Raw genomic sequence first — 24,679 nt, 5'->3', positions numbered from 1 at the left:
AAGGTCCGATCCCCGGGCTCGGCAAGCCGGGCGATGACCGAAAAAACGGACACGGCGCGCTATCTTGCTGCGGGTGATCCAGGCCTTCGGACTGACCAGCACCCCCCGCAAGGAGCTTCCGCCCGCCGTCGACGACGTCTCCTTCGAGGCCAGGGCGGGCCGCGTCACCGCACTGCTCGGAGCGCCGGGCGCGGGCAAGACGACCGCGCTCAGACTCATGCTCGAACTGCAACACGGCCGCGGTCTCACCTACTTCAGAGGGCGCCCCCTGCACCGCATCGCCCACCCCTCGCACGAGGTCGGCGTACTGCTGGGAGACGTCCCCGGACACCCGTCGCGCACGGTGCGCGGTCATGTGCGCATGCTGTGCGCGGCGGCCGGCGTCCCGGTCCGGCGCGCCGACGAGGTCCTGGAGTCGGTCGACCTCGCAAGCCTGCGCGACGAACGGCTCGGCACACTCTCCCGCGGCATGGACCGGCGCCTCGGGCTGGCCTGCGCACTGGTCCCGGACCCCCACACCCTGGTGTTCGACGACCCCGCCGGCGCACTCTCCGCGCACGAGGCCCGCTGGCTGCACGGAACCCTGCGTGCCCACGCCGACCAGGGAGGCACCGTCCTGCTCAGCACGGCGGACCCCAAAGAGGCGGCGCGCACCGCCGACCACGTCGTGACCCTGGAAGGCGGCAGGGTCGTCGCCGACCAGGAGGCGGCGGACTTCTCCCGGACCCGGCTGCGTCCACGCGTCGCCGTGCGCACCCCGCACGCGGCCCGCCTCGCGGCACTGCTGGCCAAGGAGGCCCGCGCGGCCCGCCGTTCCGTGGAGGTCGTGCCGGAGGCCGGCAATCGCCTCGCCGTGTACGGCAGTACGTGCGCCGACATCGGTGAGACCGCGTTCCGTCACCGGATCCTCGTACATCAACTCGCCGACGAGATCGGCGACATGGGGCCCGGTGCCGGCCCGGCAACCGGACCCCGGCACGAGGCGGTACTCGGCGGCCGGGCGCCCGCGCCCCGCAGGCCGACCGTCACCCGCCCGTCGCCCACGGGCCCACCGCGCCCCACCGCCACCGACGCCTCGTCGACCGACCCTCCCGGCTCACCGGGCGACTGCGCCCCACAGGCCCTCTCCCGGGCCGACACGCAGACCGGTCGGCAGACGGGCCCGCAGGCCCCCTCCCACTCTGACGCGCAGAGCGACGGGCAGGCCGACACACAGGCCACCTGCCAGGCCGACGGGCAGACAGGCCCGCAGGTGTCTCCGTCGGCGAACGGACCGTCGGCGAACGGGCCGGCGGCCCGCTCGGAGCCCGTCCCGGCGGCGGCACCCGGCGAAGTCACCACACCAGACCACTGCGCTGAGCCAGACCACTGCGCTGAGCCAGACCACCGCACCGCGCCCGATCACCGCACCGCGCCCGATCACCGCACCGCGCCCGATCACCGCGCCACGGTCGGTTACCCCCAGGTCGCGGCCGACGGCCCGCCCAAAGACGGCGACCGCCCCGCGCCCCGCAATCCGGCGTCCGCAGGCGTCCGCACCTCGCCCGGCACCCCGGCCGACGCAGTCCGTGCCGAAACCGCCCGCACCCCTTCCTCCGGCCCTGCCGCGTCCCGTAGCGCGCTCCGCCCGTTCGCCGTCCTCACCTCCCGCCCCGGTACGACGGCGGCCCGGGACACGGCTGCCACGCTTCCGCCGCCCATCGCCGTCCGCTCCGCCCCCAGCCCTCTGCGTCCCCTCCGCTACGAGCTTCGTCGGACAGTCGGCGTGGGTACCGGATTCGTCACCGGCGCCGTGGTGCTCCTGGTGTCCGCCGTCACCGCGGTGGTCCTCGCCCGCGTCGGGCACACCCCGCAGGAGCGGCTGCTCGCGGCGTGGCCGCGCGAACTGCCGCTGCCCCCGGCGGCGCTCGGCGCGGGGCTGCTCGGCGCGCTGGCCTTCGGCGACGAGTTCCGCCACCCCGCGCTGGCGGCGGACCGCGGCACCGTACCGCGCAGGATGGGACTGCTGACCGCCAAACTCCTCGTCTCCGCGGTCGTCGCCGTACTGCTGGCCGTGCTGACGGTGGGCAGCAACGCGGAGCTGCTGCACCTGTTCTACGGGCGGGAGGTCGCGGCGCTTCCCGCCGACTGGCCGGCGCTGGGTGCCGGTTGGCTGGGGTTCGTCGTCGGATGTGCCTGGTCCGGAGTGCTCGCCGCGGGGATCTTCCGGTCCACCACGGCCGGGCTCGCCGCCGTGGTGGCCGTCCCGGTCGTGGTCGTTCCGCTCGTACAGAGGGTCTGGGCGGGCCCATCCGTGCGGACGGCCGCCGGTCTCCCGATGCGGGTGCGCGAGACCCTCCTGACGCAGTGGCCCTTCGGCGGCGAGCGGTACGTGGGCGAGGTGCTGCGCATGCTCGCCCAACCCGTGGGTGGCGCCCTGACGTTGTCCCTGACGACGCTGCTCTGCGCCTACCTGCTCATGACCCTGCGCGGCAGGGTTCGGTGACACCTGTCTCACCCTTCGGGTCCGACCGTGTGCGCAACTCCCCCGGGGAAAGCCCATTTCTTTCCGATAAGGCGTCAATTGCGACGGGGTGAGCGATCACCCTTTCGTGTGCTTTTCACCAAAGACCTCAAGGGAGTTGGGAACGACGCCGACAAAGGATGCGTGAGTACCCTTGCGCACACCATGATGACCGCCGCCCGCTCCGCCGACTCCGGCCTCGCGAATCCGGGCGAACTCGACCGCTATCCCTACGCGGAGACGCCCGGCGTCGACCGCGTCGGGGCGCCCTCCTGGGAAGGGGTGGAGCCCGAGCTGGGCCGCGTGGGCCGGCGCACCGCGGGCAACCGTGGCCGCGGGCTGCACGGGCAACTCGTCCAGCAGCTCGGCCAGATGATCGTTTCGGGCGACCTCGGTGCCGACCGTCCGCTGGTGCCCGAGGAGATCGGCCAGCGTTTCGAGGTGTCCCGCACCGTGGTCCGTGAGTCGCTCCGGGTGCTGGAGGCCAAGGGCCTGGTCAGCGCGCGACCGAACGTCGGTACGCGCGTGCGCCCGGTCAGCGACTGGAACCTCCTGGACCCGGACATCATCGAATGGCGTGCCTTCGGTCCGCAGCGTGACGACCAGCGTCGCGAGCTGAGCGAGCTGCGCTGGACGATCGAGCCGCTGGCCGCGCGCCTGGCCGCCGGGCACGGCCGTGAGGAGGTTCAGCAGCGGCTGTCGGACATGGTCGGGATCATGGGGCACGCCATGGGGCAGGGTGACGCGCTCACCTTCTCGCGTGCCGATGCCGAATTCCACGCGCTGCTGATCCAGGTCGCGGGCAATCGCATGCTCGACCACCTCTCGGGCATCGTCTCCGCCGCTCTGCATGTCTCCGGTGGCCCGGTCACGGGCTGTGACCGGCCGAACGACGTCTCGCTTGCGCAGCACGGCCGGATCGTCGACGCCCTCGCCACCGGGGACGGCGCGGCGGCGGAGGCCGCCATGCGTCAGCTTCTGACCGTCCACCCCGAGGTGGAACGCGTGGTGCCCGCCCCGCGCGAGCACTGACCTGGTTCTGCCGGACCGGCGTGGGCCGGGCACGCCAATCCCTCCTGTGGTGCTGCCCGCCCGTCGCCGCCACCGCGGACCCCGTGGAGTCCTCTCATGACTCCGCGGGGTCCGACGGTCTGATGAGAGGCTGAGCCTCCTCGGGCGCCCTCGGTACGGCCGGGTCGCGCAAGTGGTTTACCTTTTTTATCCGTGTATGGCCGATTTTGATCGCTTACGGGGTGTGACTCGGGCCACGCGGATTGGGCGTAACGCTCGTGGGAACAACACGATGACCTAAGAGGTGACAGCCGCGGAGGGAATACGGACGCCGTTCAGGGCGCTGTGTTCCTCCCCGGCCCCGCCCGCACCGTCGGCCCATCCCCAAGCCGGTGGTCGGCTCCTGTCCGCCCGGACGGGGCCGGAAGCCGTTTTTCAACGTTCCGAGAGGTTGTTCGTGTCGGCCAGCACATCCCGTACGCTCCCGCCGGAGATCGCCGAGTCCGTCTCTGTCATGGCGCTCATTGAGCGGGGAAAGGCTGAGGGGCAGATCGCCGGCGACGATGTGCGTCGGGCCTTCGAAGCTGACCAGATTCCGGCCACTCAGTGGAAGAACGTACTGCGCAGCCTCAACCAGATCCTCGAGGAAGAGGGTGTGACGCTGATGGTCAGTGCCGCAGAGCCCAAGCGCACCCGAAAGAGCGTCGCAGCGAAGAGTCCCGCCAAGCGCACCGCCACCAAGACGGTCGCGGCCAAGGCGGCGACCAGCAGGAAGGCCGCCGCTCCGGCCGCTCCTGCCGCCCCGGTGGCGCAGCCCGCGGAGCCCGCCGCCGAGGAAGAGGCGCCCGCCAAGAAGGCGGTGGCCAAGAAGACGACGGCCAAGAAGGCCGTGGCGAAGAAGACGACCGCCAAGAAGACGGCGGCCACCAAGAAGACCGCCGCCAAGAAGGAGGACGGCGAGCTTCTCGAGGACGAGTCGGCCGAGGAGCCGAAGGCCGCGACGGAGGAGCCCGAGGGCACCGAGAACGCGGGCTTCGTGCTGTCCGACGAGGACGAGGACGACGCCCCGGCCCAGCAGGTCGCCGCCGCCGGCGCCACCGCCGACCCGGTCAAGGACTACCTCAAGCAGATCGGCAAGGTCCCCCTGCTCAACGCCGAGCAGGAGGTCGAGCTCGCCAAGCGCATCGAGGCGGGTCTGTTCGCCGAGGACAAGCTGGCGAACTCCGACAAGCTGGCGCCCAAGCTCAAGCGTGAGCTGGAGATCATCGCCGAGGACGGCCGCCGCGCCAAGAACCACCTTCTGGAGGCCAACCTCCGCCTGGTGGTCTCCCTGGCCAAGCGCTACACCGGTCGCGGCATGCTCTTCCTGGACCTCATCCAGGAGGGCAACCTCGGTCTGATCCGCGCGGTGGAGAAGTTCGACTACACCAAGGGCTACAAGTTCTCCACGTACGCCACCTGGTGGATCCGTCAGGCGATCACCCGCGCGATGGCCGACCAGGCGCGCACCATCCGCATCCCGGTGCACATGGTCGAGGTCATCAACAAGCTCGCGCGCGTGCAGCGCCAGATGCTCCAGGACCTGGGCCGGGAGCCCACCCCGGAGGAGCTGGCCAAGGAGCTCGACATGACCCCGGAGAAGGTCATCGAGGTCCAGAAGTACGGACGCGAGCCCATCTCGCTGCACACCCCGCTCGGCGAGGACGGCGACAGCGAGTTCGGTGACCTGATCGAGGACTCCGAGGCGGTCGTCCCGGCCGACGCGGTCAGCTTCACACTCCTGCAGGAGCAGTTGCACTCCGTTCTGGACACCCTGTCCGAGCGCGAGGCGGGCGTCGTCTCTATGCGGTTCGGTCTCACCGACGGTCAGCCGAAGACCCTCGACGAGATCGGCAAGGTGTACGGCGTCACGCGTGAGCGCATCCGCCAGATCGAGTCCAAGACCATGTCGAAGCTGCGTCACCCGTCGCGCTCCCAGGTGCTCCGGGACTACCTCGACTAGTCACAGGCGTGCTCACGACCGTGCCCACGGTCGTTCGAACGCGGAGGCCCGGTTCCCAGGTGCGGAACCGGGCCTCCGCGTTGATCAGCGGGTGCGCGGCGCGGCGCGCTGGATCACTCTGGGTGTCCCACGACCACCTAGGAGTGAGGAGCCTGCATGCGTCGCCTCTTTGCCCGGGCACTGGCCCGGCCGCTGGTCCTGGCGGCCGCGGCGACCGCGATACCGCTGGGATCCGCCGCGCACGCGTCCGCCGACAGCATCGTCGTCGGCGGCTTTCCGGTCGAAGTGTCCGACAGTCCGTGGACCGTGGCCCTGTCCAGTCGTGACCGGTTCGGAGGTACGCGGGCGGGGCAGTTCTGTGGGGGAGTGGCCGTCGGCCGCACCACTGTGCTCACGGCGGCCCACTGCCTGGGGGAGCAGGTGCTCGGGTCGACGCCGGACCAGGTCGACGACCTGAAGGTCATCACGGGCCGGACGGATCTGCTCACCGACCAGGGCCAGGAGGTACCCGTCCGCTCCGTCTGGGTGAACCCGGAGCACGACGACGTCAGCAACGCGGGCGACTTCGCCGTGCTCACCCTGTCCGAAGCCCTGCCCGCCGGCTCGGTCATAGGGATGGCCGGCGAGGGCGACCCGGCGTACACGCCGGACACCGGGGCGCTGGTCTACGGCTGGGGGGACACCTCGGGCGCCGGCGACTATGCGAACGGTCTGCGGGCGGCCCGGGTGCGGGTGCTCTCCGACGCCGCCTGCGAGCAGGCGTACCCGGGGAACGACGACGGGCGATATCTCTCCGCCACCATGCTCTGCGCGGGGCAGGACGCCGGCGGCCGCGACGCGTGCCAGGGGGACAGCGGAGGGCCGCTGGTCGGCGGGGGCAGGCTCATCGGCCTGGTCTCCTGGGGGAGCGGCTGCGGACGCCCGGGCAGTCCAGGGGTCTACACACGCGTCTCCTCGGTCCTGCGGACGCTGGGCTGGGACACCGCTGCCGCGCGGCAGCGCGAGGGCTCCTGAGGGCCTCTGGGAGCCTTCAGGGCACGAGTACGGGCGGCCGCCTCCGGATGGGAGGCGGCCGCCCGTTTCCCGGCCTGTGCCGGGGCGGCTCGTCGTCGGGCGCGTAGGTCTAGCGCTCTTCCTCGGCGGAAGATTCCGGAACGGCCGTGAGCCGCTCCGTCTCGTCCTGTATCTCAGCGGCGATCTTCTTGAGTTCCGGCTCGAACTTGCGCCCGTGGTGGGCGCAGAAGAGCAGTTCTCCGCCGCTCAGCAGGACGACGCGCAGATATGCCTGGGCGCCGCAGCGGTCGCAGCGATCGGCGGCCGTCAGCGGGCTTGCGGAAGTCAGAACAGTAGTCACGTCGCCTCTTCTCTAGCTCGACGAGCTGTCGTACCAGGGTCAACATCCAACCAGCCCCAAAACGTTCCCGCTCGTGGCTTTTCCTCGAAAAAAACTTCCGAGGGGCCGGCTGTTGCCGATTGGCGGCGAATGTGCCGTAGTGCGTGTCTCTGTGTCGTACGGGTTCGCGCAGTCGGTCAGTGTCGGTCCCGCCGGCTGGGTTGCCGGTTTGTTCATGAGGACGTGCCCGGAGCCTAAATGGTTCATGCCTCAAAGGGAACGTGATGTGTGCTTCACCCCATCGAGGGATCGAACAGGTATGCGACCGTGGACTAGGGTGGGTCCGTGACGAGGGTGGCGTTACAACGGCTCTACCAGGCCTCGGTACCCTCTGACCGGTGAACAGAGCCGCGCCCTTACCCAGCGGGGCCCCATCTGAAATTCAGCGAGGAGCGAACCGCGTGACCGCCGAGACATCCGTGCCGTCCACTGCGCTGCTGGCAGGAGCAGACCGGGACGGATCCAATTACACCGCGCGGCACCTGCTCGTCCTCGAGGGGCTCGAGGCCGTACGCAAGCGCCCGGGCATGTACATCGGATCCACCGACAGCCGTGGCCTGATGCACTGCCTGTGGGAAATCATTGACAACTCCGTCGACGAGGCCCTGGGCGGTTACTGCGACCACATCGAAGTGATCCTCCACGACGACGCCTCGGTGGAGGTCCGGGACAACGGCCGGGGCATCCCGGTCGACGTCGAGCCCAAGACCGGCCTGTCCGGTGTCGAGGTCGTCATGACCAAGCTGCATGCCGGCGGCAAGTTCGGAGGCGGCGCCTACGCCGCCTCCGGCGGTCTGCACGGTGTCGGCGCCTCCGTGGTGAACGCCCTGTCCGCCCGCCTGGACATCGAGGTCGACCTCGGGGGGCACACCCACGCCATCAGTTTCCGCCGCGGGGTTCCTGGAGCCTTCACCGGAGTGGGCCCGGACGCCAAGTTCGACGCCGGGAGTGGCCTGCGCAAGGCCAAGAAGGTCCCCAAGAGCCGCCACGGCACGCGGGTGCGCTACTGGGCCGACCGGCAGATCTTCCTCAGGGACGCCAAGCTCTCCCTGGACACGCTGCACCAGCGGGCCCGCCAGACGGCGTTCCTGGTGCCGGGACTGACCCTCGTCGTCCGGGACGAGTTCGGGCTCGGTGACGGCGGCAGCAAGGGAGAAGAGTCGTTCCGCTTCGACGGCGGCATCAGCGAGTTCTGCGAGTTCCTGGCCAGTGACAGGCCCGTCTGCGACGTCCTCCGCTTCAGCGGGCAGGGGTCCTTCAAGGAGACGGTGCCGGTCCTGGACGAGAGCGGCCAGATGACGCCCACCGAGGTCACCCGCGACCTCGGTGTCGACGTCGCGATGCGCTGGGGCACGGGCTACGACACCACCCTCAGGTCCTTCGTCAACATCATCGCCACGCCCAAGGGCGGCACCCACGTCGCCGGATTCGAGCAGGCGGTGGCGAGGACGATGAACGAGGTCCTGCGGACCAAGAAGATGCTGCGCGTCGCCGAGGACGACATCGTCAAGGACGACGCCCTGGAGGGGCTCACCGCGGTGGTCACGGTCCGCCTCGCGGAGCCGCAGTTCGAGGGGCAGACCAAGGAGGTCCTCGGCACCTCGGCGGCCCGCCGGATCGTGAACAACGTGATCACCAAGGAACTCAAGGCGTTCCTGACCTCCACCAAGCGGGACGCGGCCCAGCAGGCCCGCGTGGTCATGGAGAAGGCCGTCGCCGCGGCCCGTACCCGCATCGCCGCCCGCCAGCACAAGGATGCCCAGCGTCGCAAGACGGCCCTGGAGTCCTCTTCGCTGCCCGCGAAGCTCGCCGACTGCCGCAGCGACGACGTCGACCGCAGCGAGCTCTTCATCGTCGAGGGCGACTCGGCGCTGGGTACGGCGAAGCTCGCCCGGAACTCCGAGTTCCAGGCGCTGCTGCCGATCCGCGGCAAGATCCTCAACGTCCAGAAGTCGTCCGTGACCGACATGCTGAAGAACGCCGAGTGCGGCGCGATCATCCAGGTCATAGGAGCCGGTTCGGGCCGCACCTTCGACATCGACACGGCGCGTTACGGCAAGATCATCATGATGACCGACGCCGATGTGGACGGCTCCCACATCCGCACCCTGCTCCTGACCCTCTTCCACCGCTACATGCGGCCCATGGTGGAGGCGGGCCGGGTCTTCGCCGCGGTGCCGCCGCTGCACCGCATCGAGCTCGTCCAGCCGAAGAAGGGGCAGGACAAGTACGTCTACACGTACTCGGACCGTGAGCTGCGCGACAGGCTCATGGAGTTCCAGAGCAAGAACATCCGGTACAAGGACTCCATCCAGCGCTACAAGGGACTCGGTGAGATGGACGCCGACCAGCTGGCGGAGACCACCATGGACCCGCGGCGCCGGACCCTGCGGCGGATCAACCTCACCGATCTGGAATCCGCCGAGCAGGTCTTCGACCTGCTGATGGGCAACGACGTCGCCCCGCGCAAGGAGTTCATCTCCAACTCGGCCGCGACGCTGGACCGGTCGCGCATCGACGCCTGACCGATCCCGTCCCGCACTCCGCCCGCGAACCGGGCCCGGCTGTCGCCCGGGCCCGGTTCCGGCGTTCCGGGGCCGTCGGTCCCGTCGAGCGGGCCCCAGGGCGGGCCCGGCGGCCCCGGGGCTCGTTCGGCGGCCGTTGCCCGTCCCTTTCCCCCGCGGGCCCCGTGCCCGAGCGCTGCGCCAAGGGGCGGTCGGCGGGTCGCCGCTGTTTCCTCCACCCCCGGGTGGAGATCCCCGCCGCTGGACTCCACCCATGATCCACCCGGGCTCCGATCCCGTGACCTCGGCCTTTCCGTAGAGTCGAAGGCGTCGGCGGGTTCCGCCGCCGGCACCCTCCTTCTCCCGCTCACGGAGGCACCATGTCCGGGCTCGTCGACGCGTTGGTGATCACGGCGGTGGCCGGCCTGGTCATCGCCCGCCAGTTCCGCGCCGCACGGATCGACGCCGACCGGCGATGGTGGGTGCTGCCCGCCGTGCTCGGCGCCGTCGCCCTGCGCGAACCGGGCATGATCGATGCCCAGCACCACACGGCGTCCGTGCTGCTGCTCGCCGCCGAGACGGTCGTCGGTCTGGCCACCGGAGCCGGCTGGGCCTGGACCACCCGCATATGGGCGGAGGCGGACGGCGCCGTGTGGAGCAGGGGCACCCGGGCGAGCGTCGCGGTATGGGGCGTCGGTATCGCGCTGCGTGCCGCCCTCTTCGGCGTCGGCGCGGTGCTGGGGGTCCGCCAGGACAGCTCCGCCCTGCTGCTCGCCCTCGCGGCGACCCTGCTGGTCCGCTCCGGAGTGCTGGCCTGGCGCGTGCGGGCCACGCCTCCGGTCGGCGCGTCCCGTCCCGCGTACGGTGACGTCGTGTGCCGTCCCGCACGGAAGGAGCCCGCGTGACGGGGACTGCGTGGACGAGCTGGCCCTCCAAGGAGGCGCTCCGCCCCGAAGACGTCTCGCGCCCCCGGCGCCTGCTGACCCTGGCCGTGCGTGTGCTCGTGTTCGGGATGCTGCTGTGGGGCGCGTTCACCAGCAGCCATCTGCACGGCTGGGGAGCGGTCGCGGCGGCCGGCGGGCTGCTGGCGGCCGTGTGCGGGGCACTGGCCTTCTTCCGGACCACGCTCGCACACCGGCTGTGGCCGTCCTTGGCCCTCGTCGCCCTGTTGCTCGGTGTCGCGGCCGCCGCCCAGCCCTTCGGCTTCCGCGTCCCCGCACTGGTGATCTTCTGCGGCTGCGCCGTCGTAGCGCTGGAGCGGATGCCCCTCGCGGCGGCGTTGCCCGTGACCGCGCTGGCCCTGGCGTGTTACGCCCTGGTCAACGACGATGCCTGGCTGACGACGGTGGCGACGGCGACCGGGTTGGTGCTCGTCGGATACGTCCTGCGACTGGACGCCGAGGCCCGTGGCAACGCGCATCGGCTGCTGGCCCAGGAGCGAGCCGCGCGGGCGGCCGAGGCGGAGTCCGCGGCGCTCGGGGAACGGGCCCGTATCGCCCGCGAGATCCACGACGTGCTGGCGCACAGCCTCTCGGCGCAACTGGTACACCTGGAGGCGGCCCGTTTGCTGATCGAGCGGGACGCCGACCGGCAGCAGATCCTCGACCGGGTGGTGGCGGCGCGCGGTATGGCCCGCGACGGACTCGCCGAGACCCGGCAGGCGTTGTCAGCTCTGCGGGGTGAGCTGACGCCGTTGGAGGACTTCCTGGCCCACCTCGTCGACGCGACCGGGAGCGTTGCCGAGGTCACCATTACGGGGGAGCGCAGAGCGCTGCCGGCCGAGGCGTCGCAGGCGGTGCGCAGGGTGGCTCAGGAGGCGTTGACGAACGCCCGGAAGCATGCCCCCGGGGCGGCATTACGGGTGCGGCTGGACTACGGCACCCGGGAAGTGATGCTGGACGTGCGGGACTCGGGAGGTCCGCCGGGCGAACTCACCGCCGTCGGAGGTGGGTACGGTCTGCTCGGCATGCGGGAGCGTGCAGAGCTGCTGGGCGGTTCGCTGCGGGCGGGACCGGACGAGGAGGGGTTCGTGGTGACGTTGAAGGTGCCGGTATGACGGACGAGGCCGCAGGCAGGTCCGCGCGGGTGGTGGTCGTGGACGACCAGACCGTGGTGCGGGAGGGAATCGTGATGCTGCTCGGACTGCTGCCGGGGATCAAGGTCGTGGGCTCGGCCGGCGACGGCGAGGAAGCGGTGCGACTGGTCGCCGAACTCGCGCCGGACGTCGTGCTGATGGACCTGCGCATGCCCAGGTGCGACGGGGTGGAGGCCACCCGGCGGATCCGGGCCGGGCACCCCGCGACCCAGGTCGTCGTGCTCACGACGTACGCGGACGACGAGTCGCTGTTCCCCGCGCTGCAAGCGGGGGCGCGGGGTTATCTCACCAAGGACGCGGACGGGGAGGAGATTGTCCGAGCGGTGCACAGCGTCCTGTCCGGAGACGCGGGATTCTCACCGAGCATCCAGAGGCGGCTCCTGGAGCGCCTGTCGGAGTCCGAGCCACGGCGCGCGGGCCCGACCGAGCCACCGGACGGGCTCACCACCCGGGAGACCGAGGTACTGGTCCTGATCGCCGAGGGGTTCAACAACCAGCAGATCGCGAGCAGGCTGCACGTCTCCACGGCGACGGTGAAGACGCACATCAACAACCTGTTCGCCAAGACCGGTCTGCGGGACCGTGCTCAAGCGGTGCGTTACGCCTATCGAAAGGGGCTGGTGCGACCTTCGGAGGGGTGAGTCACCTGATGGGGTGAAGTGCGCAGGGAAGAAGAGCCGGGCGTCTTCCCGTTCTGTCCATCCTTGGGCATGCAGTCAAGCAACGACCGCCGCGGCAGCACGGGAGGCGGTCCCCGAAGCGCGGTCGATCAGCATGCCGTGCCGGGGCGGGCATACGTGGAGACGCCCCCCGGTTCGCACCACGACGGTCCCTACCAGGACGACCCGCGGTACGACGACCCCTGGTACGACGCGCTCGCCTCGGGGTGGGGCGAGTCGGCCGGCGCCGGTGCGCTCGAGGAGGGGCAGCCGCCGAGGCAGCGGCAGCCCGTGGGAGAAGAGCCTCCCCGGGCAGCGGCCGATGTGTACCTGGAGGTACAGCGCAGCGAGGCCTTCCAGGAGGTCCGCAGCCGGTACCGGCGGTTCGTGGTGCCGGCCGGTGCGGCCTTCTTCGTCTGGTACATCGCCTACGTGGTGACCGCGACCACGGCGCCCGCGCTGATGGCCCGCCCGGTGGCCGGGGCGGTGAACGTGGGGATGCTGGCGGGGATCGGACAGTTCCTCACCACGTTCCTGCTCACCTGGGCGTACGCCCGGCACGCCCGGCTGCGCAGGGACCGAGCCGCACTCGAACTGCGCTGGGACACCCAGGAGCTGACGCGTGGCGCCCGGGGCGGTGCCTCATGACGGGCGACCACCAGACCCTGGCCCTGCTGCTGTTCAGCAGCTTCGTCGCCGTCACGCTGGGCATCACGACGTGGGTCGGCCGCCACCGGCAGGGCTCGGTGGAGGAGTTCTACGCCGGCGGCCGACTCTTCTCGCCCATGGAGAATGGTTTTGCCATCTCCGGCGACTACATGTCGGCCGCCTCCTTCCTCGGCATCTCCGGACTCATCGCGCTCTACGGCTACGACGGCATGCTGTACTCGGTCGGCTTCCTGGTGGCCTGGCTCGTCGTGCTGTTCCTCGTCGCCGAACTCGTGCGCAACTGCGGCAGGTTCACCCTCGCCGACGTCGTGGCCGCCCGGATGAGGGAACGGCCGGTCCGGATCGCGGCGGGTACCTCCTCGGTCACCGTCTCCGTCCTGTACCTGGTGGCCCAGATGGTGGGAGCGGGCAGCCTCGTCGCGCTGCTGCTCGGCGGCACCACCGACGCGGCCCGGACCTGGACCGTCATCGGGGTCGGCGCCCTGATGGTGATCTACGTGTCGCTGGGCGGGATGCGCGCCACCACCTGGATCCAGATCGTGAAGGCGGTACTGCTGCTCGGCGGCACCGTGGCACTGACCGCACTCGTCCTGGTGCGCTTCCACGGCGACGTCGACCGACTGCTGCGCACCGCGGCGGGACGTAGCGGCCACGGGGACGCGTTCCTGGCACCCGGGCTGGCCTACGGCGGGGACTGGACTTCCCGCTTCGACTTCATCAGCCTGGGGATCGCTCTGGTCCTGGGCACAGCGGGGCTGCCGCACATCCTCTCCCGCTTCTACACCGTGCCCACGGCGCGGGCGGCGAGGCGGTCCGTCGTCTGGGCGATCGGCCTCATCGGCGGCTTCTACCTGATGACGATCGTCCTCGGGTTCGGCGCGGCGGCCCTGGTCGGGCCGGACGCCGTCCGCGCGTCGAACGCCGCTGGCAACACGGCGGTGCCGCTGCTCGCGCTCGATCTGGGCGGCGGTGCGGACTCCACGGGCGGGACCGTGCTGTTCGCGGTCGTCGCGGCCGTGGCCTTCGCCACGATCCTCGCGGTGGTCGCCGGCATCACCCTGGCCTCCTCGGCCTCCGTGGCCCACGACCTGTACGCGTCCCTGCGGCGCCGCGACGCCGAGCCGCGCAGCGAGGTCGCCGTGGCGCGTCTGGCCGCCGTCGGCATCGGGGCCGTCGCCATCGGGCTGGGTCTGCTCGCCCGCGACCTGAACGTCGCGTTCCTCGTCGGTCTCGCCTTCGCGGTGGCCGCCTCCGCGAACCTCCCCGTGCTGCTCTACTCGCTGTTCTGGCGCCGCTTCACCACGCGGGGGGCGGTGTGGGCGGTCTGGGGCGGACTGGTTCCGTCCGTGGTGCTCGTGCTGCTGTCCCCGGTGGTGTCCGGCAGCCCGCAGTCGCTCTTCCCGGGCCTCGACTTCCAGTACTTCCCGCTGCAGAACCCCGGCCTGGTCTCGATCCCGCTGGGCTTCCTCGCGGGCTGGCTGGGCACTCGAACGTCGCCGGAGGCCCCGGACGAGGCCAAGCACGCCGAGACGGAGGTGCGGTCCCTGACCGGCGCGGGAGCCGTGTGACGACGGGGCGGCGCGCGACGTCCGGACCGGCGTCAGGAGCGGGTCGCCCACTCGTAGCGGTGCTCCGGTCGGCCCGCGTCACCGTACTTGAGAGTCAGTCTGGCCCGTCCGGTGCGCTCCAGGAGCTTCAGGTAGCGCTGCGCGGTCTGGCGGCTCACTCCGGTCCGTTCGGCGATCTCCTGGGCGGAGAGCGGGCCGTCCGCCTTCAGCAGGCACTGGCGCACGAGTTCGGCCGTGGTGGGGGAGTGCCCTTTGGGCAGCCCGGGCTCCGAGGGCGTCGACAGGGCGCCGAAGATCTGGTCGACCTCCGCCTGCTCGGCCTCACCGCCGCCGTCGAGCGTCCGCCGCAGCCCCGCGTACGCCTCCAGCTTGGCGCGCAGCCCCGCGAAGGCGAACGGCTTCACCAGGTACTGCAGGGCACCCTGGCGCATCGCGGCCTGGACCGTGGACACGTCCCGTGCGGCCGTCACCATGATCACGTCGGCCTGCAGTCCGCGTCGCCTCATCTCCTGGACGACCTCGAGACCGGTCCGGTCGGGCAGGTAGTGATCCAGCAGGATCAGGTCCACCCGGGGCAGCCGCTCCACGCTCCGCAGCGCTTCCAGCGCGCTGTGCGCCTGCCCGGCGACGTGGAAGCCCGGCACCTTCTCGACATAGGCGGCGTTGACCCGCGCGACCCGCGTGTCGTCGTCCACGACCAGGACCTCGATCATCGGGACTCCTTCTCGGCGGCGTTCTCGGAAGCGGCGGCGGGGTCGGGTGCGGCGGCAGGGCCGGGCGCGGAGCCGGGGAGGACAGGGGCGGACAGAGCGGGTTCCAGGTCGGGTTCGGTCAGCGCCTCCGGCAGGACGACGACGAACGCCGCGCCCCCGCCGTGCGCCGCGTCGACGGTCGCGCTGCCGCCCTGCCGCTCGGCCAGCCTGCGTACGAGCGGCAGCCCGATGCCCCGCTGACGGTGGGCCGGAGGCTCCTTGGTGGACCAGCCCTCCGTGAAGACCAGCTCGCGGTGGTCCACCGCCACCCCGGGCCCCGTGTCGCGCACCCGGAGCGTGGCGGCGCGCCCCTGCGCCCGCAACTCGACCTCCACGCGCGCGTGCGGCGTGCCCGCCACGGCGTCCAGCGCGTTGTCGACCAGGTTCCCGACGATGGTGACGAGCCCTCTGGGATCGACCAGGCGGTCCGGCAGCCGGGTCCGGTCGGACACCACCAGAGCCACTCCGCGCTCGGCCGCGACGGTCGCCTTGCCGACCAGCAGGGCGGCCAGCAGCGGGTCCTGGATCCGCTCGGTGATCTGCTCCGCGGTGACCCGGTGGTCGCCGACCACCTCCCCGACGAACTCCACGGCGTCGTCGTACATCTCCAGTTCGAGCAGGCCCAGCAGCGTGTGCATGCGGTTGGCGTGCTCGTGGTCCTGTGCGCGCAGGGCGTCGATCAGGCCGCGCGTCGAGTCCAGCTCCCGGCCGAGCTGCTCCAGCTCGGTACGGTCGCGCAGGGTGACCACGGCACCGCCGTCGCCGGTGGGCATCCGATTGGCGACCAGGACCCGCTGGCCGCGCACGGTCAGCAGGTCGGTGCCGGTCACGCGGCCGGCCAGCACGTCGGCCGTGCGTCCCGTCCCGAGTGCCCCCTCGGGGGAGTGGCCGACGGCCTCGCCGCCGATGTCCAGCAGCCGCTGCGCCTCGTCGTTCAGCAGCCGTACCCTGCCGCCGCGGTCCAGGGCGACCACCCCCTCCCGGATGCCGTGCAGCATGGCCTCGCGCTCCGCGAGCAGCCCCGCGATGTCCGAGAAGGCCAGGTCACGGGTCTGCCGCTGCACCCGGCGCGAGATGAGCCAGGCCGCCAGGGCGCCGACGGCCAGCGCACCGCCGGCGTACGCGAACAGCCCGGGAATGGCGTGGACCAGCCGTGCCCGGACGCTGTCGTAGGCGATACCCACCGAGACCGCCCCGACGATCTCGCCGTCTGCGTCGCGCAACGGCACCTTGCCGCGGGCGGAGCGGCCCAGGGTGCCGTTGTCGATCTCCATGATCTCCTGCCCGGCCAGCGCCTGGCCGGGGTCGGTCGAGACGACCTCACCGATCCGCCGAGGGTCGGTGTGCGACCAGCGCACGCCCTGCCGGTCCAGCACGACGACGTACTCCGCCTTCGTGGCCCTGCGGATCCGCTCCGCCTCCGTCTGCACCGGGCCGTCCGCCGCCGGTCGGGTGGTGCGCAGGTCATCCGCCACCTGCGGCTGCTGCGCCGTCGTCTGCGCGATCGCCAGCGCCCGGCGCATCGCCTGGTCGTCCAGCTGGTCGCCGAGCGGGGCGAGGAACAGTCCGGTCGCGAGCACCGCGACTCCCGCGGCGATCGCCAGCTGCATCAGCAGCACCTGCGAGAACACCCGCCGCGGCAGGCCCAGACGCCTGCGGCGGACGGGGGGAGTGGAGCTCATACCCATGACGGTACGTGGGTGACGGGGGCATTCCGCAGAGGGGTGTGAGGCGGATCTCCCGCCCGCGCCGAGCGGATGCCGTCGACGAGCACGCCATCGACGGCACACCCTCGACGAGCGCGGGGTGGTCGGGCAGGCCCTCGTCGAGCAGGCTGGTTGCCAGACAGCCAGACAGCCAGACAGCCAGACAGCCAGACAGCCAGACAGCCGGGTTGCCGGACAGCCCGGACGTCAGCTCGCCAGTGCCGCCGCCACCGACAGTTCGCGTACCGCCGTGACCTCCATCCGGGCCGGCGCCCCGAGCACCGAAGCCCCGCAGCTCTCCGGCCGCGGCGGGCCCGGCGTGCCGTGCACCACGGTGACCTGCCAGCGCCGTCCGTCGCAGTGGGCCAGGGTCACCTCCCAGTGCGGGGCGGCGCCGTCCGTCCGTACGACGCGCAGCGCCTGCGCCGCCTCCTCGCCCAGGACCGAGCGCACGGCCAGCTCGGCCGCCTGGCCGGGACGCTCCCACGCAGAGTTCCCACGGCAGCCCTCGACGACCGTCCGCCCCTCCCGGGCCTCGTTGAGGATCTCCTTGACGGCGGGGGCGTCGACCCGGCCGTAGACGTATCCGTGGGGGAGTACGAGCAGCGTCGGCGAGAAACGGTGGCCGCCCAGATGGGTGACCTCCCAGACGCCCTGGGCGCCGGAGGCGGCGAGTTCGGCCGCCAGGGGCCGGCCCAGCAGGGCGCAGCACCGGTCGCGCTTGCCGTTGGTGCAGACGAAGGCGAGCGGATCACCTCGATGGGGGCCGCCGTCGAGGGTCGCGTCGAAGACGCGGTGGTCGCCCCGGCCCAGGGCCGCGAGATCGAGGTCGAGCAGCCGGCCGGGGTCCGTGACCGTGGCGCCGTGCACCCACACGTTCCCGGGCACGGTGTGGCCCGCGTACACCCGGCGCTCGGCGAGCGCGTCGCGGTCCGCGTGGCGTCCAGGCCGCCGGATGAGCGCGACGCGCACGCCCGTCCCCTTCGCCGCCGCTTCCAGGGCACGCCCCAGCGCGGGTTCCAGGTGGCTCGAAGTGAGCGCCTTGGCACCCCAGGGACCGGGCTGCTCCAGCAGCAACCAGGTCCTCGCCACGGGCGCGGTGCCCGAGACGGGCTCGTCGAGGTCCCGGGAGACGGTTGAGCACGTACTCACAGAGGTGAGCCTAACCTGACTTGCCGGGCGCTGAGTTCCGGCCGCGCCCGAGCGCTGCTCCGACAGGGGGCACGGCGGCCTCGGGCCCGCACAGAGCCCACTCGGCCGCAGGCCCGAGGACACAGTGGGCACGATGGGCACGATGGGCACGGCGAGCACCCGGTCGGCGTCGGCGTTCGGCCGGAAGGCGTCGGCGTGCGGTGGGGTGCGGTGAGTGGCCGTGGCCGACACCTGAGCCCGGCGCGCCGCCGACTGGACACGGCCGACGGACACGGCAACGCGAGGTCGGTGGCTGAGGCGCTCGCCCCCTCGCGTGCTCGCCCCCTCGCGCGCTCAGGCGACTCCCACCATGGTCGGCTCCCTCAAGCCCCACACCGACGGACTCGTCTTCGACGAGCAGTCCAACGGCACGGATCTCGTCGACGGACTGGACTGCTCCGGGCGCCTGATCGCAGTCGCTGCTGAGGCAGTCAACTGCCGTCGCAGGCGCTCCAGATGAGCCGCCGGGCGAGCTCGCCGGTGCGCTGGGCGGGTCCGTGGGGGCCGAGGGTTGTGGCGGTGACGTAGACGCCGTTGAGGACGAGGACCAGCTCGTCGGCGAGCTGCTCGGGATCGGCGGCACCGGCGTCGGCTGCCAAGTCACGCATCCACTGGCGGACCCGCTGCTCGTGGGTGACCGCCACACGGTTCGCGGAGTGCTGCGGGTCGGGGTACTCGGTGTGGGTGTTGAGCATGGGGCAGCCGCGGAAGGAGGGCAGCCTGGTCTCCTCGATGACGGCCGTAAAGATCGCGAGCAGTTTCTCGCGCGGGTCGTCGGCCCGGTCGGCGGCCTGGCGCATGCGCGCGAACCAGGCGTCGGCGCGCTCCTGCGTGTAAGCGCTGGCAAGAGCGTCCTTGCTGGGGAACTGCCGGTAGACGGTGGCGTTGCCGACGCCACTCTCCTTGACCACCCGGTCCATTCCCACGGCGCGGATGCCGTGCTGGTAGTACAGGCGGCTCGCCACGGCCAGGACGTGGCGCCGGTTCTCCTCCGCCGTTTTGCGGGCCATGACGCGCTCCTTCTGCCTGTCGTACGTCTCGTCGAACCGACACGGTGCGGTGCGATGCGGTGCGGTGTGCGGCGGACCCGCCTACCCCGCGTCGAACACTGCACCAGTTTGACGGACGGAGCGTTCCGTCACAAACTCAGGGAGGGAACGATCCGTCACAACAGCCGTCCGACCAAGCCAAGGACCAACCCTGATGCGCCGCCCCAGCCCTCTCTCCGCGAGCTCAGCCCCGCACCCCTCGCGCACCCTCGTCGTGGTCGCCCACCCCGACCTGGCCTCCTCCCGCATCACCGCCCGCCTGGCCGAGGCCGTGAGCGGCCTCGCACACGTCACCGTGCACGAGCTCGGTCCCGCCTGCCGCGACGGCCGCTTCGACGTCGCCCGTGAGCAGCGACTGCTGCGCGATCACGACCGGGTCGTGCTGCAGTTCCCCTGGTACTGGTACTCGGTCCCCGCAGTGCTCAAGGCATGGATGGACCAGGTCCTCACGCACGGCTTCGCCTATGGCAGTAGTGGCTCCGCACTGCGCGGCAAGACCCTCCAGCTGGTCACCTCCACCGGCGGGCCGGCAGAGTCGTACGCCACCGTCGATCCCACCTCCCATTTCACGATGACCCAGCTGCTGGCGCCCCTCGACGCCACCGCCCGCCTGACCGGCATGCGTCTCGCCGAGCCGCTGGTCCTGCACGGCGCCCGCACCGTCTCCGACAAGAACCTCGCCGTGCACGCCAAGCGGTACCGCGAGCTTCTCGGCTCCGCTCAACGGGCCGACTGAGCCTGGCGTGTCTCAGGTCCGCTCCTGGCCCGTTCCGGAGTGGGCCCCCTCGGCGGGGGGTGGTGGTGTCTCGTCCGGCGGGCCGCCCGGTGCGAGCTGGTTCCGCACGTCGCGAGGCACGCTCAGGCCGTGCTTGCGCAGATCGCCGATGAAACGTGCGACGAGCGGGTCCGGCTCCGTGGACGTCACCGCCACCAGTTCCCTGACCCACCGCGGGGAGAATGAGCGCACCGCTCCTGGAAAGCCGTGGCTGACCGCGCTGACGGGACACACGGCGACGCCCAGTCCGGCGGCCGCGAGCTGCGGTGCCGTCGCAGTCACCGACGTCCTCATCACCGTCTCCGGGTGGACTCCCACACGGGCGAAGGACTGGTCGAGCCAGGCGCTGAGGCCGTTGTCCGGCGCGAAGTGAACGAGCGGCGCGCCTTCGAGGTCCTCCAGGCGTACGGCCGGCCGCTCGGCCAGCGGATGTCCGGAGGGTGCCGCCAGCACGATCTCCTCCTGCGCGAGCGCGGTGACCGTGAAACGGCCGGCCGAGGGAGCGGTCAGCACCGCCACGTCGACTTCGTCGGAGTCGACGTACCCGAGTGCCTCGTCCATCGCCGTCGACTCGCGCAGCGTGATCGCGACCTCGGGGTGACGGCGGTGCCACTGGCGAACGACCGCGGCGAGCAGCGGCACCGTGAGGCTCTGCGCGCAGGCCAGCCGCAGGACACCGCCGGCCGCTTGCCCCGCTGCGCGTGCCGACCTGACCGCGGAAGCGGCCGCTTCGATCGCTCGTCTGGCGTCCGCCACGGCGGCGCGGCCCGCAGCAGTGAGTTTGACCCCCCGGGGCTCGCGGCGGAGCAAGACCGTTCGGGTCTCGCGTTCCAGCGAAGCGAGCTGATGGGAGACGGCGGGCTGCGACGAATGCAGCAGCAGCGCGGCCTGCGTGATCGACCCGGAGTCCGCGACGGCGACAAGGCACTCCAGTGCCCGCAGTGAAGCCATCCATGGATTTTATCGCAAGCCTTCGAAGCATGACTGTGATCGAGGGAAGCCATCCGCGCCCCTGGTTGCTCTCTCCCACGAGACCTTCTCGCCAGGACCGGCGAGGGGCTCATGCAGAGCGAGGGAGAGGTCATGGCACGTGTGTTCGTCACCGGCGGTTCCGGGTTCATCGGCCAGGTACTGGTACGCCGGCTCCTCGGCGCGGGGCACTCGGTAGGCGTCCTGGTGCGGAGTGAGGCGTCGGCCGCGAAGATCAAGGCGCTGGGAGCGGAGCCCGTGCGGGGCGAGCTGACCGACCCGCTCACGTGGCGGGACGAACTGACGGGCCGCGACGTGGTGTTCCACCTCGCCGCCGAGACGGACGTCACCGCCGACCGTGCACGCCATGAACTGGTGACGGTTCGCGGCACCCGGGCGGCCGTCGAAGCGGCCCGCCATGCAGGGGTTCCCCGTTTCGTCCACTGCGGGAGCGAGGCCGCCCTGCTCGCAGGGGCCCCGCTCGTGGACATCGACGAGACCGCGCCGCTGCGGCCCGACTCGGAAGCCGCCTACAGCGCCACCAAGGCCGTGGCCGAGAAGATCGTGCTCGACGCGAACGCCCCGGGCTTCGCCACGGTGTCGATCCGCCCGCGGTTCGTCTGGGGGCCCGGCAGCTTCCTCGTGGAGGGCCTGGCCGCGGCCGCGAAGGCGGGACAGTTCGCCTGGATCGACGGAGGCCGGCACACCACCGACGTCACGTTCGTCGAGAACGCCGTCGAGGGACTCGTACTCGGATGGCAGCGCGGCCGGCCGGGGCAGGCCTACTTCGTCACCGACCGGCACCGCGTCACCCTCCGCGACTTCCTGGAGACCCAGTTCGAGATCTACGGCGCCGATGCCGCGATCCCCGACATGGACGCCGAGACCGCCGCCGGCGAGGTCCCCGTTCCCGCTCGATGGTTCCTCGGACAGGAATGCACCCTGCACACGGACAAAGCCGTGCTCGAGCTCGGATACGAGCCCGTCGTCGAGCACGCCGCCGGCCTGGACGCGGTCAGGAACTCGGTGGTCGCCGACCGCACCTGAAACGTCAACCACCCCAAGACCGTCCCCCCGATATTTGGAGATTCCTTTGTTTGAGGCGATCAATTGGCCGGAGGCCATGACTCCGAGCCGCTCACCCATTCACTTCACCAACGAACTCGAGGTCGAGGCCTCTTCGGCAACGATATGGTCCCTGCTCGTCGACCCACGCACCTGGCCCTCCTTCTACCCGGGCGTCGGACATGTCCAGTTGCTCGACGGCCATGACGCACTGCGTCTCGGAACCCGGTTCGAGACCAACCTGGCCGGCCAGGACGTCTTCGCGTCCGTACAGGAATTCCATCCCGAGACGCGTATCGCATGGGGTGGCTTTCCCAAGGCGTCCGAAGAGTCCAGGGCGTACCACGCCTGGATCATCACGCCCACGCCGAACGGGAGCCATCTCTGGACCGAGGAGACGATGCAGGGACCGCTCTGGATCGAACTGGCGAAGCAGGACCCCGAAGTCTTCTGGCGCACGCACGAGAACCTCCTCGCGGCGCTCGCCAAGGTGGCGACCGAGCGTGAGAACCAGGCCGGTTGACCGGTGAGGTGCCCGAAGGACTCGCAGTGAACATGCAGAAAGACTGGCAGTAGACATTCAAAGGGGAAAATGGCCCATGTATGACAAGGTTGTGTGGCCGGAGCAGTACGACCCGAAGTCGTCGGCTCTCTACGCGCTCAATGACATCGACGTGAAGGCGCCGCCCGAGGTGGTGTGGGAGCTGCTTGTCGACGCCGAGAACTGGTCGAGTTACTTCCCTCCCGAGGACCGCGTCAAGATTCTGTCCGGTGACACGGAGTTGGCTCGGGGAACCAGGTTCAGCCGGGTGACGGTCGGATTTCCCATGAGCCTCCACGTGACCGAGTTCGAACCGTTCACCAGGCTCGCGTGGGAGACGACAGTCGACGGCGACGAAACGGGGTCGAGCGCGTACCACGGCTGGGTCATCACGCCCACGGACTACGGCTGTCACGTACTGACCGAGGAGACACAGCAGGGACCGTTCTTCGTCGAGGAGCTCGGACACAAGTATCCCGGTGCGCTCTACAGCTACCACCAGGACTGGGTCGAGCGCCTCGCCCGCGCGGCAGAGGCCGCAGTGGCCAAGCCGGCAGCCTGACCTCCACGAACGCGGGAACGCCGGGAGAGTCGGCCCCCCAACCCCCTTGCACCGCGGTCATTGGCGGCGGCGCAAGGGGGGTCCTCCGCGGTGCCCGCTTCAGAACCGCCGGGCCGATTCCTCCGCGTGAGCCATGCGCCTCAAGCTCAGGAGCACCGGTTCGTACAGCACCGTGAGGGCGACGGCCGCCTCGATCTGCTCAGCATGCTCAGGCCCGGCTCGGCGGACCAGCCGAGGTGCTCCAGCAGCCCCTCCACCGAGCGGCGAGCGGTCTCCATTATGCCTCGGACCAGGGCGGGCAACACCGGCCCGCCTGGGCGGCGTTCAACCGCCGAGTGCGGGGCAGCGAGGGTGCCGTGGGTATCTGGCACGAGACGTACGTCGTCCCGGCCGGTTCGTACGAGTCGATCTACATCGACATCCCGCCGGCCGGTCTGGGTGAGGCGTGGGGCGTCGAGCCTGTGAGCCGGCGCGGGGAGCGGGCCGCGCAGCGGCTGGAGAGCGGGGCCGGTCGGAGGCGGTAGGAGTGCCCTCCGGCCAGGAAGGGGTTCCAGGCGGCAACGGCCGTCTGGTGCCCGGTGGGTGGCGCTGCCCGGCTTCAGGCGACCGTGAGTATGATCTTGCCGCGGATGTGCCCCCGAGCGGCGCGTTCGTGTGCGGCTCGGGCATCGGCAAGTGTGAACGTGCTGTCGATCGAGACGCGGACCGTTCCCGTGTCGAGCAGGCGTCCCAGTTCGGCGAGTTGCGCGCCGTTCGATCGGACCTGGGCGCTGGAGACCGTGACGTCCAGTTTCGTGGTTTCTTCTTCGTCGAAGTTCCCGGGGAATACGGGAAAGTGGGCGCCGCCGCGCTTGAGTGTGTGCAAAAAGCGGTCGCTGCGGGGGCCGCCGACGGTGTCGAGCACGAGGTCGACGTCGTGGACGAGCTCCTCGGGACGGCTTCTGGTGTAGTCGATGAACCGGTCGGCGCCGAGATCCCTCAGGAACGATTCGTGCGTGCCGGACGCCACCGCGATGACTCGTGCGCCCTTCCATTTCGCGAGCTGCACCGCGAAGTGGCCCACGCCGCCCGCGGCGCCGTTGACGAGTACCGTCGTGCCGTCGTCGAGCGTCGTCGGGCGGTGCCGTGCCTTCTGGAAGGGCGAGGGGAGGTCGTGGCCGACGTCGATCAGGAACTGCCACGCGGTGAGGCCGGCCATGGGTGCCCCGGCTGCGTGCACGTGGTCGATGCCGGCCGGCTTGATGGCGAGGTCCGACGCAGGAGCGGCGACGTATTCGGCGTATGCGCTGCCGCTGAAGCTGGGGAAGCGCAGGAGGCCGAAGACCTCGTCGCCCGGGGCGAGGCCGTGTACGTCCGCGGCGACGGCCTCGACGACGCCGGACACGTCTGTCCCCGGAACCGTTGGCAGGCTGACCGTCGCTTCCGGCTCCCCGGGCATCGTGGTCAGCCCGTCGCGCAGGTACCAGTCCGGAGGGTTGACGCCGACGGCGTGCACGCGGACGAGCACCTCGCCCGGCGCCGGCTCGGGAATCGGCACCTCGTCGTAGCGCAGCACCTCAGGGCCGCCGTGCTCGTGGAGCCGGATTGCTCGCATCGTCTGTGTCGGCATGCTTTTCACCTGTCCGGACAGCGGGGTACTCTTATTCGGATCGGCGATCCATATAA

The 24,679-nt window shown here is 71.1% G+C and carries 21 protein-coding genes and 2 pseudogenes; 15 read left to right on the top strand and 8 right to left on the bottom strand.

Annotated elements, in window-relative coordinates; genetic code table 11:
* Positions 1-73: 73 nt before the first annotated feature.
* The 4 genes from IG94_RS0114080 to IG94_RS0114065 all read left to right on the top strand — a co-directional run bounded on the left by IG94_RS0114080 (position 74) and on the right by IG94_RS0114065 (position 6,530).
* Positions 74-2,485: an ATP-binding cassette domain-containing protein gene (locus tag IG94_RS0114080; RefSeq protein ID WP_031035368.1), complete on the top strand. Its 2,412-nt coding sequence runs from the start codon at positions 74-76 to the stop codon at positions 2,483-2,485.
* A 162-nt stretch (positions 2,486-2,647) separates the two neighbouring features.
* Entirely contained in the window at positions 2,648-3,535 is an 888-nt protein-coding gene (gene whiH, locus IG94_RS0114075; RefSeq protein WP_051159808.1) for a sporulation transcriptional regulator WhiH, read from the top strand.
* Positions 3,536-3,971: 436 nt separating this feature from the next.
* A complete protein-coding gene (locus IG94_RS0114070) occupies positions 3,972-5,516 on the top strand; it encodes an RNA polymerase sigma factor (RefSeq protein ID WP_031035364.1) in 1,545 nt (514 codons plus the stop codon).
* Between the two features lie 156 nt (positions 5,517-5,672).
* Positions 5,673-6,530, top strand: a complete 858-nt coding sequence (locus tag IG94_RS0114065; RefSeq protein WP_031035361.1) for a S1 family peptidase — start codon at positions 5,673-5,675, stop codon at positions 6,528-6,530.
* Between the two features lie 109 nt (positions 6,531-6,639).
* On the opposite strand, the gene IG94_RS0114060 is transcribed toward IG94_RS0114065, so the two are convergent.
* Positions 6,640-6,870 (bottom strand): DUF7455 domain-containing protein, encoded by a 231-nt coding sequence (locus tag IG94_RS0114060; RefSeq protein WP_031035360.1) that lies wholly within the window; start codon positions 6,868-6,870, stop codon positions 6,640-6,642.
* 440 nt (positions 6,871-7,310) lie between these two features.
* On the opposite strand from IG94_RS0114060, the gene IG94_RS0114055 reads away from it, so the two are divergent.
* The 6 genes from IG94_RS0114055 (at position 7,311) to IG94_RS0114030 (ending at position 14,404) form a co-directional block, all read left to right on the top strand.
* Positions 7,311-9,434, top strand: a complete 2,124-nt coding sequence (locus IG94_RS0114055; protein WP_031035358.1) for a DNA gyrase/topoisomerase IV subunit B — start codon at positions 7,311-7,313, stop codon at positions 9,432-9,434.
* Between the two features lie 359 nt (positions 9,435-9,793).
* Positions 9,794-10,318, top strand: a complete 525-nt coding sequence (locus tag IG94_RS0114050) for a hypothetical protein (protein WP_031035355.1) — start codon at positions 9,794-9,796, stop codon at positions 10,316-10,318.
* Positions 10,315-11,469, top strand: a complete 1,155-nt coding sequence (locus IG94_RS0114045) for a sensor histidine kinase (RefSeq protein ID WP_031035354.1) — start codon at positions 10,315-10,317, stop codon at positions 11,467-11,469. Before IG94_RS0114050 ends, IG94_RS0114045 begins: the two co-directional genes overlap by 4 nt.
* Positions 11,466-12,149, top strand: a complete 684-nt coding sequence (locus IG94_RS0114040; RefSeq protein WP_031035352.1) for a response regulator — start codon at positions 11,466-11,468, stop codon at positions 12,147-12,149. Before IG94_RS0114045 ends, IG94_RS0114040 begins: the two co-directional genes overlap by 4 nt.
* Before the next feature lie 69 nt (positions 12,150-12,218).
* Complete coding sequence (locus IG94_RS0114035) at positions 12,219-12,815, top strand: DUF485 domain-containing protein (RefSeq protein ID WP_031035350.1); 597 nt, start codon at positions 12,219-12,221, stop codon at positions 12,813-12,815.
* On the top strand, positions 12,812-14,404 hold the full coding sequence (locus IG94_RS0114030; protein WP_031035349.1) for a solute symporter family protein: 1,593 nt from the start codon (positions 12,812-12,814) through the stop codon (positions 14,402-14,404). The genes IG94_RS0114035 and IG94_RS0114030 overlap by 4 nt, the downstream gene beginning before the upstream one ends.
* Positions 14,405-14,436: 32 nt before the next feature.
* On the opposite strand, the gene IG94_RS0114025 is transcribed toward IG94_RS0114030, so the two are convergent.
* The 4 genes from IG94_RS0114025 to IG94_RS0114010 all read right to left on the bottom strand — a co-directional run bounded on the left by IG94_RS0114025 (position 14,437) and on the right by IG94_RS0114010 (position 19,063).
* Positions 14,437-15,117 (bottom strand): response regulator, encoded by a 681-nt coding sequence (locus IG94_RS0114025; RefSeq protein ID WP_031035347.1) that lies wholly within the window; start codon positions 15,115-15,117, stop codon positions 14,437-14,439.
* Positions 15,114-16,838, bottom strand: coding sequence for an ATP-binding protein (locus IG94_RS0114020; protein WP_052410683.1), 1,725 nt, complete (start codon positions 16,836-16,838; stop codon positions 15,114-15,116). The genes IG94_RS0114025 and IG94_RS0114020 overlap by 4 nt, the downstream gene beginning before the upstream one ends.
* Positions 16,839-17,069: 231 nt before the next feature.
* Positions 17,070-18,014 carry a ferredoxin family protein gene (locus IG94_RS0114015; protein ID WP_031035343.1) on the bottom strand — a complete coding sequence of 315 codons (945 nt, stop codon included), beginning with the start codon at positions 18,012-18,014 and terminating at the stop codon, positions 17,070-17,072.
* Between the two features lie 470 nt (positions 18,015-18,484).
* The gene (locus IG94_RS0114010; protein ID WP_031035338.1) at positions 18,485-19,063 is read right to left on the bottom strand and encodes a TetR/AcrR family transcriptional regulator; all 579 of its coding nucleotides are present in this window, start codon (positions 19,061-19,063) and stop codon (positions 18,485-18,487) included.
* A 193-nt stretch (positions 19,064-19,256) separates the two neighbouring features.
* On the opposite strand from IG94_RS0114010, the gene IG94_RS0114005 reads away from it, so the two are divergent.
* A complete protein-coding gene (locus IG94_RS0114005) occupies positions 19,257-19,838 on the top strand; it encodes an NAD(P)H-dependent oxidoreductase (protein WP_031035335.1) in 582 nt (193 codons plus the stop codon).
* Positions 19,839-19,850: 12 nt separating this feature from the next.
* On the opposite strand, the gene IG94_RS0114000 is transcribed toward IG94_RS0114005, so the two are convergent.
* Positions 19,851-20,828, bottom strand: coding sequence for a LysR family transcriptional regulator (locus tag IG94_RS0114000; protein WP_052410682.1), 978 nt, complete (start codon positions 20,826-20,828; stop codon positions 19,851-19,853).
* 132 nt (positions 20,829-20,960) lie between these two features.
* Here IG94_RS0114000 and IG94_RS0113995 point away from each other — a divergent pair, with 132 nt between their 5' ends.
* From IG94_RS0113995 to IG94_RS0113985, 3 genes are all read left to right on the top strand, one after another.
* Positions 20,961-21,893: an NAD-dependent epimerase/dehydratase family protein gene (locus IG94_RS0113995; RefSeq protein WP_031035331.1), complete on the top strand. Its 933-nt coding sequence runs from the start codon at positions 20,961-20,963 to the stop codon at positions 21,891-21,893.
* A 46-nt stretch (positions 21,894-21,939) separates the two neighbouring features.
* Positions 21,940-22,434 carry an SRPBCC domain-containing protein gene (locus IG94_RS0113990; protein WP_031035329.1) on the top strand — a complete coding sequence of 165 codons (495 nt, stop codon included), beginning with the start codon at positions 21,940-21,942 and terminating at the stop codon, positions 22,432-22,434.
* 76 nt (positions 22,435-22,510) lie between these two features.
* On the top strand, positions 22,511-23,014 hold the full coding sequence (locus IG94_RS0113985) for an SRPBCC domain-containing protein (RefSeq protein ID WP_031035327.1): 504 nt from the start codon (positions 22,511-22,513) through the stop codon (positions 23,012-23,014).
* A 99-nt stretch (positions 23,015-23,113) separates the two neighbouring features.
* Here IG94_RS0113985 and IG94_RS43470 read toward each other — a convergent pair.
* Positions 23,114-23,215 (bottom strand): annotated as a pseudogene (locus IG94_RS43470) (MerR family transcriptional regulator); the annotation flags it as partial.
* Between the two features lie 71 nt (positions 23,216-23,286).
* On the opposite strand from IG94_RS43470, the pseudogene IG94_RS0113980 reads away from it, so the two are divergent.
* Positions 23,287-23,538: pseudogene (locus IG94_RS0113980) on the top strand (monooxygenase family protein); the annotation flags it as partial.
* 74 nt (positions 23,539-23,612) lie between these two features.
* On the opposite strand, the gene IG94_RS0113975 reads toward IG94_RS0113980, so the two are convergent.
* Positions 23,613-24,623, bottom strand: a complete 1,011-nt coding sequence (locus tag IG94_RS0113975; protein ID WP_031035322.1) for an NADP-dependent oxidoreductase — start codon at positions 24,621-24,623, stop codon at positions 23,613-23,615.
* Positions 24,624-24,679 lie beyond the last annotated feature (56 nt).

Origin of the sequence: Streptomyces olivaceus, assembly GCF_000721235.1 — a bacterium.
In the GTDB taxonomy this organism is placed as follows: Bacteria; Actinomycetota; Actinomycetes; order Streptomycetales; family Streptomycetaceae; genus Streptomyces; species Streptomyces olivaceus.
This window is presented reverse-complemented; position numbering and strand designations above follow the sequence as displayed.